The sequence below is a fragment of the Paracoccus sp. pheM1 genome (assembly GCF_018499825.1).
Classification (GTDB): Bacteria; Pseudomonadota; Alphaproteobacteria; order Rhodobacterales; family Rhodobacteraceae; genus Paracoccus; species Paracoccus versutus.
Map to the genome: position 1 here is coordinate 1,490,490 of NZ_JAGXCX010000001.1, position 15,202 is coordinate 1,505,691.

The 15,202-nt window shown below is 63.1% G+C and carries 12 protein-coding genes and 2 pseudogenes; 7 read left to right on the forward strand and 7 right to left on the reverse strand.

Annotated elements, in window-relative coordinates; genetic code table 11:
* The first annotated feature begins 495 nt into the window (after positions 1 to 495).
* The 4 genes and pseudogenes from KF941_RS07510 to KF941_RS07525 all read left to right on the forward strand — a co-directional run.
* Entirely contained in the window at positions 496 to 639 is a 144-nt protein-coding gene (locus KF941_RS07510) for a hypothetical protein (RefSeq protein ID WP_214273014.1), read from the forward strand.
* A 15-nt stretch (positions 640 to 654) separates the two neighbouring features.
* A complete protein-coding gene (locus KF941_RS07515) occupies positions 655 to 2,511 on the forward strand; it encodes a recombinase family protein (RefSeq protein ID WP_214273015.1) in 1,857 nt (618 codons plus the stop codon).
* Positions 2,512 to 2,862: 351 nt separating this feature from the next.
* Positions 2,863 to 3,630 (forward strand): annotated as a pseudogene (locus tag KF941_RS07520) (ISNCY family transposase); the annotation flags it as partial.
* Positions 3,627 to 3,722 (forward strand): annotated as a pseudogene (locus tag KF941_RS07525) (IS5/IS1182 family transposase); the annotation flags it as partial. The pseudogenes KF941_RS07520 and KF941_RS07525, both read left to right, overlap by 4 nt.
* A gap of 35 nt (positions 3,723 to 3,757) precedes the next feature.
* On the opposite strand, the gene KF941_RS07530 reads toward KF941_RS07525, so the two are convergent.
* The 5 genes from KF941_RS07530 to KF941_RS07550 all read right to left on the reverse strand — a co-directional run bounded on the left by KF941_RS07530 (position 3,758) and on the right by KF941_RS07550 (position 9,695).
* A complete protein-coding gene (locus KF941_RS07530) occupies positions 3,758 to 4,699 on the reverse strand; it encodes a porin (RefSeq protein WP_036698964.1) in 942 nt (313 codons plus the stop codon).
* A gap of 242 nt (positions 4,700 to 4,941) precedes the next feature.
* Complete coding sequence (locus tag KF941_RS07535; protein WP_011749541.1) at positions 4,942 to 5,859, reverse strand: hypothetical protein; 918 nt, start codon at positions 5,857 to 5,859, stop codon at positions 4,942 to 4,944.
* Entirely contained in the window at positions 5,856 to 6,737 is an 882-nt protein-coding gene (locus KF941_RS07540; protein WP_011749540.1) for an amidohydrolase family protein, read from the reverse strand. Before KF941_RS07540 ends, KF941_RS07535 begins: the two co-directional genes overlap by 4 nt.
* A 250-nt stretch (positions 6,738 to 6,987) precedes the next feature.
* Positions 6,988 to 8,667: a thiamine pyrophosphate-binding protein gene (locus tag KF941_RS07545; protein WP_214273016.1), complete on the reverse strand. Its 1,680-nt coding sequence runs from the start codon at positions 8,665 to 8,667 to the stop codon at positions 6,988 to 6,990.
* Positions 8,664 to 9,695, reverse strand: a complete 1,032-nt coding sequence (locus KF941_RS07550) for an amidohydrolase family protein (protein ID WP_214273017.1) — start codon at positions 9,693 to 9,695, stop codon at positions 8,664 to 8,666. The genes KF941_RS07545 and KF941_RS07550 overlap by 4 nt, the downstream gene beginning before the upstream one ends.
* 252 nt (positions 9,696 to 9,947) lie before the next feature.
* Here KF941_RS07550 and KF941_RS07555 point away from each other — a divergent pair, with 252 nt between their 5' ends.
* Together KF941_RS07555 and KF941_RS07560 are read left to right on the forward strand one after the other, a co-directional pair.
* A complete protein-coding gene (locus KF941_RS07555) occupies positions 9,948 to 10,922 on the forward strand; it encodes a PhnD/SsuA/transferrin family substrate-binding protein (RefSeq protein WP_011749536.1) in 975 nt (324 codons plus the stop codon).
* Between the two features lie 26 nt (positions 10,923 to 10,948).
* The gene (locus tag KF941_RS07560) at positions 10,949 to 11,800 is read left to right on the forward strand and encodes an aldolase/citrate lyase family protein (RefSeq protein WP_011749535.1); all 852 of its coding nucleotides are present in this window, start codon (positions 10,949 to 10,951) and stop codon (positions 11,798 to 11,800) included.
* Between the two features lie 50 nt (positions 11,801 to 11,850).
* Here KF941_RS07560 and KF941_RS07565 read toward each other — a convergent pair whose 3' ends face one another.
* Positions 11,851 to 13,116, reverse strand: coding sequence for a LysR family transcriptional regulator (locus KF941_RS07565; RefSeq protein WP_011749534.1), 1,266 nt, complete (start codon positions 13,114 to 13,116; stop codon positions 11,851 to 11,853).
* Between the two features lie 278 nt (positions 13,117 to 13,394).
* On the opposite strand from KF941_RS07565, the gene KF941_RS07570 reads away from it, so the two are divergent.
* A complete protein-coding gene (locus tag KF941_RS07570) occupies positions 13,395 to 14,600 on the forward strand; it encodes an MFS transporter (protein ID WP_214273018.1) in 1,206 nt (401 codons plus the stop codon).
* Between the two features lie 18 nt (positions 14,601 to 14,618).
* Here KF941_RS07570 and KF941_RS07575 read toward each other — a convergent pair whose 3' ends face one another.
* On the reverse strand, positions 14,619 to 15,149 hold the full coding sequence (locus KF941_RS07575; RefSeq protein WP_028717420.1) for a hypothetical protein: 531 nt from the start codon (positions 15,147 to 15,149) through the stop codon (positions 14,619 to 14,621).
* Positions 15,150 to 15,202 lie beyond the last annotated feature (53 nt).

Below are 15,202 nucleotides of genomic sequence, written 5' to 3' on the forward strand. Positions count from 1 at the left end.
CTGCGGTTGTCGTGGCTCTTCGTAGGTGGCGAGGGGGCTGCCCATCCTCGCTGATCGAAACGAAGGAGGCTTCACGGCAAGCATTCGCCAGTTGCGCTGCGAGTTGTTCGAGTGACCGCTCTCGCGAGGTCGCCGCAGTTGCCATGCCGCACTGCCGTCAGACGGCTTTCCGCCCTCTGCGACGGTCCCACCTTCCTGCAATGCTCCATCCGAGCTGCGGAACCCCGCCGATCTCATCCCTCGTCGCCAAATTCCCTGCGACATTCCGGTATTTTTACGCCACCCTACGAAGGTGCCGCCGCGCAGCGCCCCCTGCAGCAGGCGCGGCAGCGCCGGTTTACGCTGTGCTGCGCCGAGGCTTGATGCGATGCGCCCGAACCCGCCTGTGATTCCGCCTCGCCCTGCGCCACGCTTGTGCTGGCGCGGGTCCTGCCGCGCGGGAAGCGGAACGGGGCAATGGCACGGCGGAGACAGACAGTTGCGGAACGGCTCCGGGTGGTCGCAGAACCGGCCCGAACCGCACCCCTGCCCGCCCCCGACCCGCGCCTTGCCGAACTGGTCCGCCTGCTGGCCCGGCAGGCGGCGCGGGATTTCGTCGAGGCCGAGGAGCGCGAGGGGCGCAACCAACATCGCGACTGACCAGGAGGCCCGCGTATGAAGGTTGCCGTCTACGCCCGCTATTCCTCCGACCTGCAGCGCGAGGCCTCGATCGCCGACCAGTTCCGCATGTGCCGGCTGCGGGCCGAGAAGGAGGGCTGGCAAGTGGTCGAGGAATATTCCGACCATTCCATCTCCGGCTCCAGCATGATCCGGCGTCCCGGCCTCCAAGCGCTGGTCATGGATTCCACGCGCGGCCGCTTCGACATGGTGCTGGCCGAGGCGCTGGACCGCGTCAGCCGAGATCAGGAGGACATCGCCGGCATCTACAAGCGCATGCGCTATGCCGACGTGAGGATGTTCACGCTGTCGGAGGGCGAGATCAGCGAGCTGCATGTCGGCCTCAAGGGCACGATGAACGCGCTGTTCATCAAGGACCTGGCCGACAAGACCCGGCGGGGCCTGCGCGGCCGGGTCGAGGACGGCAAGTCCGGCGGCGGCAATTCCTACGGCTACGACGTGGTGAAGCAGTTCGACGCCCATGGCGAGCCGATCCGCGGCGACCGCATGATCAACCAGGCACAGGCCGCCGTCATCCGCCGCATCTTCGCCGATTACAATGCCGGCCTCTCCTCGCGCACCATCGCCATGGCGCTGAACCGCGAAGGCGTCCCCGGGCCCATGGGCCGGGAATGGGGGCCGTCGACGATTCATGGCAATCGCGAGCGCGGCACCGGCATCCTCAACAACGAGCTTTATGTCGGCCGCCTCGTCTGGAACCGGCTGCGCTACGTCAAGGACCCCGATACCGGCCGGCGGGTGTCGCGGCTCAACCCGGAAAGCGAATGGGTGACACAGGAGGTGCCGGATCTGCGCATCGTCGACCAAGGCCTGTGGGACGCGGTCAAGGCCCGGCAGGGCGAACTCGCCTTCTCGACCCGCACGCGACAGGAAGGCAATCCGCTGAACGACCGGCGGCGCCCGAAGCACCTTTTCGCCGGCCTGGTCAAATGCGGCTGCTGTGGTGGCGGCTATTCGATGATCTCCAAGGACCTGCTGGGTTGCTCGACGGCGCGCAACAAGGGCACCTGCGACAACCGGGTCAACATTCGTCGCGATGCGCTGGAGGCCTCGATCCTCAACGGGCTCAAAAAACACCTGATGGAGCCGGAGCTGTTCCGGGAGTTCTGCGCCGAGTTCACCAAAGAGGTGAACCGGCTGCGGCTGGAACGTGGCGCCGATCTCGAGGTCGCGCGCCGGGAACTGGATCGCACGACCCGCGAACTCGACAAGGCCATCGACGCCATCCTGCAGGGCGTCCCGCCGCTGACGCTCAAGGACAAGATCACACAACTGGAAGCACGGAAGGCCGAGCTGACGGAGAAGCTGGCCAATGCCGATGAGCCGCCTCCCCTGCTGCACCCGAACATGGCGGCGCTCTATGCCCAACGGATCGCCGAACTTACCGAGAGCCTGCGGCACGAGGACAGCCGCACACAGGCGGCGGAGATCCTGCGGTCTCTGGTCGATCAGGTGACGCTGGTGCCGGAAGATGGCGAACTGGCGATCGTGCTGCGCGGCGATCTCGGCGCGATCCTGCGCTTCGCCGCGGGCCGCAAGAACCCGGATTTCCTGTCGGAGGCCGAGGCGCTGGACAATCTTCTGGGTCGGATGGCGGTATCGCGGAAGCCCGGGCGTAGAAACGCAAAAACCTCCGCGCTTTATGCTACGGAGGTTTCGCAATTATCGTTGGTTGCGGGGGCAAGCTATGATCTTTACTTGCGACCGGAGCAAGCAAAGATGGTTGCAGGTATACGCATCCACCAATACTCACAATCCACTCCAACCAGCCACCCCACAAAAAGCAAGCGTACGCCACATAGCTGTCATAGCCTGTTTCGTGTCGCAGCGTAATTCTCGCATGCCTTCCCATGAGGCTTCACGAGGCTATATTAGCAAATAGGTTTGGCTCGACAACTGGAGCCTGAAACTTCGTGGTCGCCAGCTATCGGCACATGTAGCTGTACCTGAATGTAGACATTTATCGCGGCCTCAGTGGCAATCTTCGTTCACGGGATGGCGGTACCTGTTGTCAACGGCGGTGCAATATCCGGCCACGCGGCGGAGTAAAATCCGGCCACGCGGCGGTGACCGGCGCCATGGCGCGCGCGCTTACCAGATAGCTGGCGCGTGCCATGGCGCATTGGCTGTTTCGGACGACAGATGCCGCAGAACGTCCAGACCATGTCACCGATGATGCAGCGCAAGCTTCATGAGCGGCATGGCATCCGAGTCTCGTCGGAGAGCCTGCGGCAATGGATGATGGCGGCCGGGCTCTGGCAGAGCCGAGCCCAGCGACGCCGGGTGCACCAGCCGCGGCTGCGGCGCGAATCCCTGGCCGAGCTGATCCAGATCGACGGCTCAGAACACCGTTGGTTCGAGGATCGCGGCCCGGTCTGCACGCTCCTGGTGTTCATCGACGATGCCACCGGCAAGCTGATGCAGATGCGCTTCGTTGACTCGGAAAGCACTCAGGCCTATTTCGCGGCGCTGCAGGACTATTTGCAGACGCATGGTCGCCCGGTCGCCTTTTATTCCGACAAGCGCAGTATCTTCCGGGTGAACCGCACTGAGGCCCGCACCTGCCATGGCATGACGCAGTTCGGCCGCGCGCTTTGCGAGCTGAACATCGAGATCATCTGCGCCAACAGCTCGCAGGCCAAGGGCCGGGTCGAACGGGCCAATCGCACGCTGCAGGACCGGCTGGTCAAGGAGTTGCGCCTGGCGGGCATCCGCGACATCGCCGCCGCCAACGCCTTCCTGCCGGGATTCATCGAGGCCCACAACCTGCGCTTTGCCCAGGCCCCTGCCCGGTCCGACGACCTGCACCGGCCGCTGAACCTGCCGGCATCCCGCCTGAGCGACATCCTCTGCCTGCGCGACCAGCGCCAAGTGGGCAGCAATCTCGTCGTGCATTACGAGCGTCGGAAGTTCATTCTCGACGACAGCGACCACGAGCGCAGCGCGATCGGCTCAAACATTTCCGGTCCATCGCAACGCGATACGACAAGCGAGACGGCAATTTCCTCGCATCCGTACAACTCGCCTCCATCCGCATATGGTTGCGGAGATATGTGTCGGTGAACAAAAGCGGCGTTATTCAGAAGTCGAACCGCACACCCATATCGGCAAGGGTCATGCGCTCGTAATCGCGCTGAACTGAGGCCGCAAGAAAGATACTTGGACCCAGATCATATCTGAGGGCGACACCATAAGAGCTGTCGGTCACCTTTTCCGCCCAATCGCCGTCATTATACGCGACATAGGAACCCAACGTGAATCGGTTAAACTTGTAGTCGCCATACAGGGCGTAAGACGTTCCCAGTTCGGCAAACCCGTTGTCATTGATGTTCAGGCCGATGCGAAGGTCATCGTTGACCTTGTAACGCGTTCCCACGAAATAAAGATCGTTATCCCTGACCCCAGCCCCGCTCTGCGCCGTTGCAGCAGAAAACTCCCAGTCGTTTAGCCGATAGAAAACCGAGGCGGAAACCTCTCGGGTCAGATCCCCTCCCGTGCCGCTGCCGATCTGATCCGGGTCCACCACGGACAGCTTCACGTCGAAGTTGCGCGTGCCATAATTCAAGGCCACCCCGGTCCGATCAGGAAGGCGGCCATATCCGCGATAGGCCAGAATGAAGAAATCCCCCAACGGATCCCCGCCGACGGAAACAGCATGAACCCCCAGCCGCGTCTGTTTCAGCAATAAAGCTCCATCGAAAGCCGGAAGCACATTGCCGATCTCAAGCGACCAGTTTTCATACTCGACATAGAAATTCGCGGGACTGAAGCCCCAGGAAGGGCTGTTGTGATCGCCCTGAACCCAGGTTTTTGCGCCAAATTTCAAGCCGATATCGGTCTCGACGGATGCATCGATCTCCAGCCGCAATCGACTCTGGAGGAACGTGCCGTTCTCTCCGTCCTGTTTCTTCGCCTCCGAATAGGTCAGACCAAATCGGCCAAAGCCGGACAAGCTCACATCGGCCAAGGCCGCACAAGGCGCAAGCGCGGCCGTCATTGCAATCATGCTGAAAAACTTCATTATCCCCCCCATAAAAAACGGACGCCTCCACGCCCGACCGTACAATCGACGCTATTATTTTGAAAACCGAACTCGCGACGACCACCTCATAATTGCCTGCGGAAAGTCGTCATAGATAATCGTAAAATGCCCAAAGGCCATAACTTGTGTGAACGGCAATCACGTCCGCCTGGAAACAGGAAATCTAAAAAGAAAAAAGGGGGGCAGCCCCCCTTTCCTCATTTCCCATGCAGGGCCGATTTTCACGGCGCAATGTCACGGATCAGCGGATGGAACAGTTCCTCGACCGTGATAGGCTTGGTGATCATATGCTGCTGCGTCGCAAACCGGATCGCCGCTTCAAGCGCCTTGCGGTTCGCCGCGATCCCCACCGGCCATGGATCAATGCTGCCCTCGGGTGTTGCGGCCGCGCGGCTTTTGACAAGCATCCGCCAGACCTCGCGCACCAGGTCGGGTCTCTGGTCGCAAAGCGCGTTCGGAACGATGACATAATGGTTCGGCGGCACGAAACGCTCCCGCTTGTGCCAGTCGAGCGCGGCTTCATGCGGGTTCTCGATCAGCGTCCGCACGCGCGGATCCTTGGGCATGTTCATGCCGAGGATCGCGGCATCGACCTCGCCGTCGAGCAGCATGTTCACCGGATCCTTTGCCGGATCGCCCCAGATGACCGAGGGCGGGTCGGCATATTCCTCCAGATGCGGCTGATCGAAGCAAAGCCATTTCACGCTGTCCGGGTCGACGCCATATTCGTTCTGCAGGATACCGCGGACCCACAGACCCGTGGTCTGTGTATAGGACCGCACGCCGACCACCTTGCCCGGCAGGTCCGCCGGGGTCATGCCGGGATGCACGTCGGTATTGAAGCCGATACAGTGATGCTGGAAGCGTCCCAGCAGCACGATCGGCAGCAGGGTAAAAGGCTTGCCGAACTGATGCGCCTGCAAGAAGGTCGCGGTCGCCATCTCGCTGATGTCGTAGCGTCCCTTGCGCAACATGTCCTTGAACCCGGCATGGGCATTCTTCAACCCGGCGAATTCGAGGCTGATCAGGTCCGAGGCAACCTTGCCCTCGATCAGCGCGCGCGTCGGCTCATAGAGGGTGATATTGGCCGACAGCGTCACCGGACCCTCGGCGGGGAAGATCTTTTCCATACGGGTCATGCGTTGGCTGCCTTGTCCAGGGCTGCTTCCAAGAGTTGCGGATAGAGCCGTTCTGCCGTTCCCGCCCAGATTTGGGCCCGATCCGCCTCTGACAAGGCTGCGAAGCAGCGATGCCCCTGCGCAACCAGTTCCTTCAGCGAGCCGTTGTTGGCGGGGAAATTGGACCCCCAGGCCAGCCGGTCCGCACCATATTCCGCGACCAGCTTCGCAAAGAAGCTCGCGGGCGTGGCAGGTGCCTTTTCCGCAAGATCGAACGTCCGCGGCGTGATCTTGAGAAACAGATTTCCGAACTGCGCCAGTTTCCAGAGCGGCGCGGCCTTGGCATAGGGCGCGCCGTCCGTCAGATCCGGCCGGCCCAGATGGTCGAGGATGATGCTGACTTCGGGGAAGCGCTCGAGGATCTCCTCGACCGCGGGCAGGCCGATGGAGGTGGTCTGGATGGCCACTGTCATGTCGATTTCGGCCATATGTTCCCAGACTTTGTAGGTCTCGGGCGCGATCATCCAGCGTCCGTCGGTCTGGACAGTCGAACCGGCGCCGAAAAGCCGCAAGCCGGCCATGCCGCGGCGCCGCCATTTCTCGATGATGGCGACTGCATCCGGTGCGGCGATATCGACCGAATAGACGCCGACGAAGCGTTCAGGGTCGCGACAGACGCTGTCGGCGGCATAGGAATTGTCATAGCCATAGGTGGTCGAGGAATGCACCATCGCCGCTTGCGAGACCCCAGCCGCCTCCATCTCCTCGACATATTGCTCGAAGGTGAAAGGCCGCTCGGCCGACCAATCGGACCGGATCCCGCCCAGCGGGTTATAGGGATAGGCCGTCGTGTCGGGCGAGATGATATGCGGGTGAATGTCGATGATCTTCTGGGTCATGTTGGCTTTGTCCTGAAGGATTGCCGGTAAGGTGGGGCGGAGACATCTCCGCCGGTTTCCGCGGCCGACGCGGCGCCTCCTCCTCTGGCGCGGCGCAAGGCTTCTCCCCTTGGTCGGGTCAGGCCCGTCCAGGTTGTTCCGTCTGCGATTGACTTCATGTCTTTCAGGTTAGGCCTGCCCGGCATCTCCGAGAATAAGGGCAAGCTCAATTCCAATGGTCGCAGGTTGACTTCCAATATGGTCCCTGGATTTAGCCCGGCAGCGTCTGCAGCGCCGCCTGCCTGATCTGGCTGAGCGAGGCGCCGGGCGTCAGAGCCTCGGGATCGATCATGATTTCGATGACCGCGGGCCCGTCATGGGTGTCGGCGCGCGCGAAGGCTGCGGCGAAATCCGTGGTCCGCTCGACCCTTTCGGCATGGGCGTCATAGGACCGCGCCAATGCGGTGAAATCGGGATTTCCGCGCGCGAGATCGGTTCCCGAGACCCGGGCGGGATAATGCCGCTCCTGATGCATGCGGATCGTGCCGAGCATCCCGTTGTTCAGGATCAGGATACGGATTTTCAGCCCATGCGCCGCCGCCGTCGCCAACTCGGTGCAGGTCATCTGGAAATCGCCGTCCCCTGCGATGCAAATAACAGAGGCTTCTGGCCGGGCGAACTTGGCGGCCAAGGCTGCCGGAATGCCGTAGCCCATCGAGCCGCAGATCGGCGCGACCTGCGTGCCAAAGCGGCGATAGCGGTGAAAGCGGTGCAGCCAGACGGTAAAATTCCCTGCGCCGTTGGTGTAGATCGTGTCCTCCGGCAGGCTCTCATCAAGCCAGGCCATGATCTCGCACATCTGGATCGCGCCGGGGCTGGTCCGAGGGGCGGTCCATGCCTCGAAATCCGCGCGTGCGGCCTTGCGCCAGTCGTCCCAATCACCGCGGACAGCACCGCCCGCGGCGAGCGCCAGGGCAAAGCTTGCCGGATCGCTGACGATGCCCAGTTCGGGTCGATAGACATGGCCGATCTCATCAGGACCGGGATAGACATGGATCAACCGCTGCCGGGGACAGGGAATGTCCATGATCGTGTAGCCATTGGTTCCGATCTCGCCCAACCGCGCCCCGATGACGAGGATCAGATCCGCCTCCGCCACCATCTGCACAAGCCTGGGATTGGGGCCGAGGCCGAGTTCCCCGATATAGCTGCTGCTGTCATTGTCGAGGAGGTCCTGCCGCCGGAACGAGGCGGTGACGGGCAGCCCGCTGTCCTCGGCAAAGCGACGGAAGGCGGCGACCGCCTCGCCGGTCCAGCCGGAGCCGCCCAGCATCACGACCGGACGGCGCGCCTCGGTCAGCAATGCCCGCACCGCCGACACGGCCTCCGGCGAGGGCTCATTCGCAAAGCGCGCCGCAGGGCGGCCATCGGCGCATTCGGCGATTTCGGTCAGCACGTCCTCCGGCAGGGGAATGACCACGGGACCGGGACGGCCGGACATGGCCAGCTGAAAGGCGCGGGTGACGAATTCCGCGGTCCGTGCGGCGTCCTCGAGCTGCAGCACAGCCTTGGCCTGCGTGCCGAAAGTGCAGCGGTAGTCGATCTCCTGAAACCCCTCGCGGGTCATCACGTCACGCGGGTTCTGGCCGATGAACAGGATCATCGGCGTGCTGTCCTGAAAGGCGACATGAAGCCCCGAGGAGGCATTGGTTGCCCCGGGGCCGCGCGAGCAGAAGACGACGCCCGGCCGGCCGGTCAGCTTGCCATAGGCCTCGGCCATCATGGCGGCCCCGCCCTCGTGCCGACAGGTCACCAATTCGATCTGGGGGCAGTCATGCAGCGCGTCGAGAACGGCGAGGAAGCTTTCGCCCGGCACGCAGAAGACGCGGTCCACACCTTGCAGCAACAGCTGGTCGACGAGGATGCGGGCGGCAGTGCGCGGCCCCTTCATGCCGCTTTTCCCATCGCCTTCAGCCGCGCGTCGAGGCGCGGATAGACGCGGCGCACATTGCCTTCGAAGATCGCGTGCCGGTCCTCGGGCGAAAGCTCCAGCACCTCGACATAGCGGCGGGTGTCGTCGAAGGCATGGCCGGTCTCGGGGTCGATCGAGCGCACCGCGCCCACCATTTCCGAACCGAAGAGTACGTTCCGGACCGGGATCACCTCGGTCAGCAGATCAATGCCTGGCTGGTGATAGACGCAGGTGTCGAAGAAGACGTTGTTCATCAGCGCTTCGGCCAGCGGCGGCCGGCCAAGGTCATTCGCAAGGCCGCGATAGCGGCCCCAATGGTAAGGCACCGCACCGCCGCCATGCGGGATTACCATCCGCAAGGTCGGAAAATCCTTGAACAGATCCGACAGCAGAAGCTGCATGAAGACCGAGGTGTCGCCGTTCAGATAATGCGCCCCCGTTCCGTGGAAGTTCGGGTTGCACGAGCCCGAGACGTGAATCATGGCCGGCACGTCCAGCTCGACCAGCTTCTCGTAAAGCGGATACCACCATTTGTCCGTCACCGGCGGGTCGGTCCAGTAGCCGTCGGTCGGATCGGGATTGAGGTTGCAGCCGACAAAGCCCAGCTCGAGGACGCAACGCTCCAGTTCCTCGATGCAGCCGCGCGGGTCTGCGCCCGGGCTCTGCGGCAGCTGGCAGATGGGAACAAACCGGTCCGGGTAAAGGGTGCTGACCCGATGGATCAGGTCGTTGCAGGTGCGCGACCAATGCCTGCTCAGCGCCTCATTGCCGTGGTGATGTCCCATCAGCCCGGCGATGGGCGAAAACAGCGTCATGTCGATCCCGCGTTCCTTCTGCAGGCGGATCTGGTTCTTCTCCAGCCCTTCGCACAGTTCCTCATCCGAGATTTGCGGGGCGGGCGAGAAATCCGAGGTCTTGCCGGCCTTGAAATCGGCGATCTGGGCATTGCGATAGTCGCGGAAATAACCCGGGACGGTGGTGAAATGACCGTGGCAGTCGATAATCATGTCGGCAGCACCTCTGAAAGGGAAGTTCGTGGAACGTCATCGTTCCCTGCCAACTGCCTAGCCTAGGCGGGCTTCAGGGTGCCAATTGGAATTCGTGCCGCGCATATATGAAACCGGACGGGCCTATACCGCAGCGGCAATCCTATGGGAAAGGTGCGATCTCCTATTAAACAATTGGCGTGGCGCGGGATTAGAAGAAGGACGGCCCCGTATGCAACGGGGATGACAGTTTCCGATCAGAGAGGAATCCGCATGTCCACGCCCACCCTCAAGGTGGCCTTGCGCACCTATCCCTATACCGAGGCGCTGAAATCCGGCACGGTCGCCGTATCCGGCGCCAAGCTCGAATTCGAGGAGGTAAAGCCCCATATCGCCGCCTTCCGCCGGATGGTGCGCGACCTGGCCTTCGATGCCTGCGAAATCGCCCCCACGACCTATATCATCGCACGCGCCTATGGCGTGCCCATCATCGCCTTGCCAGTTTTCTTCGTTCGCCGCTTTCATCACGAAGGCCTGGTCGTGCGGCCGGGCGCAGGCATCGAAGCGCCGAAGGATCTGGAGGGCAAGAATTTCGGCGTCCGCGCCTATTCGGTGACCACCGGCGTCTGGAAACGCGGCCTGCTGCAGAACGAATACGGCGTCGACATCGACAAGGTGAACTGGTGGGTTGACGACGAGGAGCATGTCGCGGCACTGAAGCTGCCCGCAAACGTCCGGCACGTTGCCGAGGATTCCTCGCTGGTCGCGATGATGGCCGAGGGCAAGCTGGATGCCGCCTGCACCGGGGATGCCGGAATCGGGCGCGCCGGCAAGCCCGGCGCGGGCTGGAACGAGAGCGGCCCTGCCCTGCCCGACGACCTGCGCCAGCTTTTCCCCAATGCCGCAGAACTCGACCGCGAGGTCTATGCCCGAAACGGCGTCTATCCGATCCACGGCACGCTGGCGATCAAGGAAGAGGTGCTGCAGGCAAATCCCGGGCTTGCCCGTTCGCTCTATGATGCCTTTGTCGAGGCCAAGGCCCCCTATCTGCAGGCGCTTCGCGCCGGCACCGCCACGGGCAAGCAGGCCGAGAAGGACCGCAAGCTGATGCAGATCGTCGGTGACGACCCGCTGCCCTATGGGCTGGAGGCCAACCGAGCCTCGATCGAGGCGTTGATCCGCTACGGCCACCAGCAAGGCCTGATCCCCCGGCCCTACAAGGCCGAAGACATGTTCCTGCCGTTCTGAGCCCACGAAAGAGAGATAAGAAAGATATGGACAAGACCGGACGCCTGAACGGCATCATCGCGGCACTGGAAGAGGGCCGCAAGCCGACCATGGCCTTTGCCCGCGCCGAGCGCGAGGAAGCGATCCAGCTTGGGATGTCACAACTCGACGGCGTGCTTTTCGAGATGGAGCACACGCCCTATTCGCCCTCCGAACTGCGGGACGCGCTGCAGTTCATGCTGAACCGGCGGCGCATGATCGAGGGCGCCAGCCTGCGTCCCAGCGTGACCCCCTTTGTCCGCATTCCCGCGAACGGGGCCGAGATGAACACCTGGATGGCCAAGCAGGTCCTGGACCAGGGCGTTTACGGCGTCGTGTTCCCGCATATCGCGACGGCCGAACAGGCCCGCAACGCGGTCGCCGCCTGCCGATATGCCCGCCCCAAGGATGCACCGAACTACGAGCCCAAAGGGCTGCGCGGCGATGCGCCGAACACGGCCTCGCGCTATTGGGGGCTGACTGTGCCGGAATATTACGCGCGCGCAGATGTCTGGCCCCTGGTCCCCGAAGGCGAGATCATGGTCATCGTCATGATCGAAAGCGTCGAGGCGATGGAGAACCTGCAGGATATCCTTGCGGTCCCCGGTATCGGCGCGATCATGATCGGAGAGGGCGACCTGAGCCAGCAACTGGGCTATCCGCGCCAGTACGAGCACCCGGTCGTCGCCGAGGCCAAGCGCAGCATCCTGGCCGCCGCCAAGGCCGCGGGAATGCGCGTCGCCCATCCGCATGTCACCCTGGCCAATGCAGGTGAAGTGATTGCCGAGGGCTACGACATTCTGTTCACCAGTCCGTCGCGCAGCTATGCCACGCTGGAAAAGGCGAAATCGCTGATGTGAAAAGGGGCCCGGAGCACAAGCTCCGGGCCTTGCCTTCCGATAAGGCCTCTTCAGGAGGCCATTCGGATGTCAGATCCCGAATCCGGCTTTCCCGCGTGGTTGGTCTTTCCTGTCACCTCGCGCAGGCAGTCGAGAAACGCGTTATGCGCCGCGGTCGGCAGCCAGTCGCTGCGCGTCGTCACGCCCTTCAGCAACACATTGTCAAGAAACCTGCAGGGCAGAACCTTGAGAACGCCCAACTCGACATCGTTCTGCAACTCTGACCGGGTCATCAGGGTAACCGTCTCTGAATTCAGCAACAGCGAGCGGATCATCGTCAGGGACGAAGTTTCGAGATGAAATTTCGGCCGCACCGGCTCATCTGCGAAGATCTGCTCGATCCGGTTGCGCCGCGGCGTGCCCTTCTGCGGGACCACCCATTCATAGCCAGCCAGATCCGAGGGGGTGACGTTCTCAAGCCGCGTCAACGCGTGCCCGACACGAGCAACCAGACAGTAGTTGTCGGTGAAAAGCACTTCCTCGCTTACATCGTCGGCCCATTCGGGACGGCGCAGCATGCCGAAGATCATGTCGATCCGGCTGTTTGAAAGATCATTGAGAAGCTTGTGATATTCGCCGGTGACGAGCCGCACCTTTGTGGAGGGATAGGCGGACATGAACCGCCGCGTCGCCTCGGCCAGATCGTGCGATCCCGCCATGGGAAGCGTGCCTATGACCAGCTCGAGACTCTCGGTCCCGGCGGCCAACAGCACCTCGCCCCGTGCCAGCTCCAATTCGCGCACCGCGCGGCGGAATTCGCGGGCCAGGTAGTTTCCAGTGCGGTTCGGAATCGGACCCTGCGCCGTCCGGTCGAAAAGCTGCTTGCCGAGCGCTCGCTCGAAGCTCCGCGCCGAGCGGAAGAGCGATGCCGGCGACAGGCCCAGTGAATCGGCGATCTCGCTGACGCGGCCCTGCTCGCAGGTCACGATCAGCGCGCGGAGCTGGGTTCCCGTCGCAAGCCGCTCTATCCGGGGCGGGATGCGGTCCGCCGCACCATCGGGCCGGCCGAGAACCTGTGCCAGCGCCGTATCGAGCGTATCGAAGAAGCGGTCGATACGAAGCAGGAATTGCTTCCCGATCGTGGTGGGATAGGTGCCGGTAGCGCAACGTTCGAAGATGGGCAGCCCGATCTCGGCCTCGATATTGGCCACGGCCTGGGTCACGGCTGGCTGCGAAGTGCTCAATTCGCGCGAGGCGCAGCTTACCCCGCCGAGCTTGCCGATGACCTGGACCATGCGCAGATGGCGCAGGTTCGGAATGTCCGCGAGGCGAAACATGTTTTCCTCCCTTGTCTTCGATGCGGCTATTCCGCGCTGCGGAAACACGCTCCGGCGCGCCCGTGCTGGATCCGCGATCCGGCGGGCGTCCTCCTCTCTGCTGACAAGGCTAGCGGCTGGACCGTAGGGGGACCAATAGAAACTGCGCCCAGCCCATAAGAAATTCGCGCTCGTGGATGGTGCCCAGCCCCAATACGGGCAAAATTCCCTAAGAGAACCCCATAACTTTCCCGCTCTGCGACACGGTGATGAACAGGACAGGCCAGATCCCCACCTCGTTGCGCGTCCTGACCGGCACGCAGTTCGGCTCCTTCTGTCTTGGCAACGGACTTTCGCTGGTCGGAACCTGGATGCAGCGCATCGCCTGCGGCTGGCTGATCTGGGAATGGACACAGTCGGCCTTCTGGCTGGGCGTGCTTGCGGCGGGAGACCTGCTTCCGGTCATGCTGATCGGGCCATTCGCCGGTGTCGCGGCCGATCGCTGGGACAGGCTGCGCCAGAACATCCGGGCCCAGGCTGTCTCGGCGCTGCTGGCGCTGCTGATGGCGCTGCTTCTTGCGATCGGCCGTTTGGGACTGCTCGAGGTGATCGCCCTGACGACTCTGCAAGGCACGCTCTCCGCAGCGATCCAGCCCGCGCGACTGGCGATGGTCAGGCAGATGGTCGGGCGCGCGGACCTTGGTGCGGCGGTCGCGCTGAATTCCGTCACCGTGAACCTGGCCCGCCTGATCGGGCCCGCCCTCGCCGGAATGATGATCGTGCGGCTGGACATCATCTGGGTCTTCGCTGTCAACGCTGCCGTGACGGCGCTTTATGTCCTCATCCTCGGCCGGCTGTCGCTGGCCTTTCCGCAAAAGCTCTCGGCGCCGCAGCCGTTCCTGCGCGAAATGGCCGAGGGCTTCCGTCATGTCGTCGCCACCCCGGCGCTGTGGCTGATCCTGCTGGTCATGCTGCTCGGCGGGATGATCGTGCGATCCATGCTCGAACTCATGCCGGCGATTGCGGTCCGCACCTATCCCGGAAACGCGATGGGGCTTGCGCTGCTCACCGGGTCGGCGGCCTGCGGCGCCATCGTCTCGGGCCTGACGATCCGGCCGCGATCGGCGGTGCGGCTTCTCTATGACGTTATGGTCCTGTGGGGATTGGGCGCTGGGGCAGCGATCCTCATGACTTGGGCGACCATCCCGGGACTCGCCGTGGCCGCCGCCGCCCTTCTGGGCGCCGCGACAACCCGGGGGCTGATCTCGACCCAAACCTTCGTGCAGATCACGACGCCCCCCGATCTGCATGGTCGCATCCTCAGCCTGCACGGGCTGATCGCCAGGGGAAGTCCGGCACTCGGCGCGCTCGTCATCGGCTTTTTCGCCGACCGGATCGGCATTGCCGCCGCGACGCTGATCGCGGCGGCAATGCTGACCTTCTGCTTCCTTCTGCTTGCCCCCCTGATCCGAGGCGCCGCAAGCACGGTCGAGGAAACCGACTGACCGTGTGCGGTCTTACCCTCAAGCCTTGGGCGCGAGGGCATGCAGGCTCATTGCCAGCGAAACCGAGGTGAAATAGCCGATCGTGACAAGAAGCTCGGCGATGAGCTCGCGCCCGAGTTCCGTATCGTAGCGGACGAAGGCAACGTCTCCAACCATCCCCCCGTTCAGGATGTCCCAGACGGCATCAGCGACCACGCCAAGCCGTCCGGACAGTCCGTCAGGTCGCCGCCTGTCGAGAATGGCGGCAACCACTTCCTCACCGAGACCAGCTTTCAGCGCGTGCTTTTGGTGGTTCGCGATGACATAGGGTGCGTTCCAGTGGACGGCCGTGGACAGGATCGCGACCTCGCTTTCTGCCTCGGTCAGGGTGGAGTCGGCGTCGATATGGGTGCCGATGATCTCCATGCCTTCGGCAAGCCGTGGACTGTGAAGCCAGATATTGAAAGGCGTAGGAATCCGGCCTCTGCCGGCACCCAGCCTGTCGATGACACGCTTCTGGGCAGCGTTCGCCTGATCGGGGCTGATCCGCGCGAGTCGGTCTTGGGTCATGTCGCTCTCCTGATGGGTCATGATGCCGGCAAGATCGGTCTTTCCAGGGTTCC

Coding starts and splice junctions, on each gene's coding strand:
- KF941_RS07560 (WP_011749535.1), top strand. CDS start 10,949: ATGGACAAGACCGGACGCCTGAACGGCATCATCGCGGCACTGGAAGAG.
- KF941_RS07565 (WP_011749534.1), bottom strand. CDS start 13,116: ATGTTTCGCCTCGCGGACATTCCGAACCTGCGCCATCTGCGCATGGTC.
- KF941_RS07540 (WP_011749540.1), bottom strand. CDS start 6,737: ATGACCCAGAAGATCATCGACATTCACCCGCATATCATCTCGCCCGAC.
- KF941_RS07575 (WP_028717420.1), bottom strand. CDS start 15,149: ATGACCCAAGACCGACTCGCGCGGATCAGCCCCGATCAGGCGAACGCT.
- KF941_RS07550 (WP_214273017.1), bottom strand. CDS start 9,695: ATGATTATCGACTGCCACGGTCATTTCACCACCGTCCCGGGTTATTTC.
- KF941_RS07545 (WP_214273016.1), bottom strand. CDS start 8,667: ATGAAGGGGCCGCGCACTGCCGCCCGCATCCTCGTCGACCAGCTGTTG.
- KF941_RS07535 (WP_011749541.1), bottom strand. CDS start 5,859: ATGACCCGTATGGAAAAGATCTTCCCCGCCGAGGGTCCGGTGACGCTG.
- KF941_RS07515 (WP_214273015.1), top strand. CDS start 655: ATGAAGGTTGCCGTCTACGCCCGCTATTCCTCCGACCTGCAGCGCGAG.
- KF941_RS07530 (WP_036698964.1), bottom strand. CDS start 4,699: ATGAAGTTTTTCAGCATGATTGCAATGACGGCCGCGCTTGCGCCTTGT.
- KF941_RS07555 (WP_011749536.1), top strand. CDS start 9,948: ATGTCCACGCCCACCCTCAAGGTGGCCTTGCGCACCTATCCCTATACC.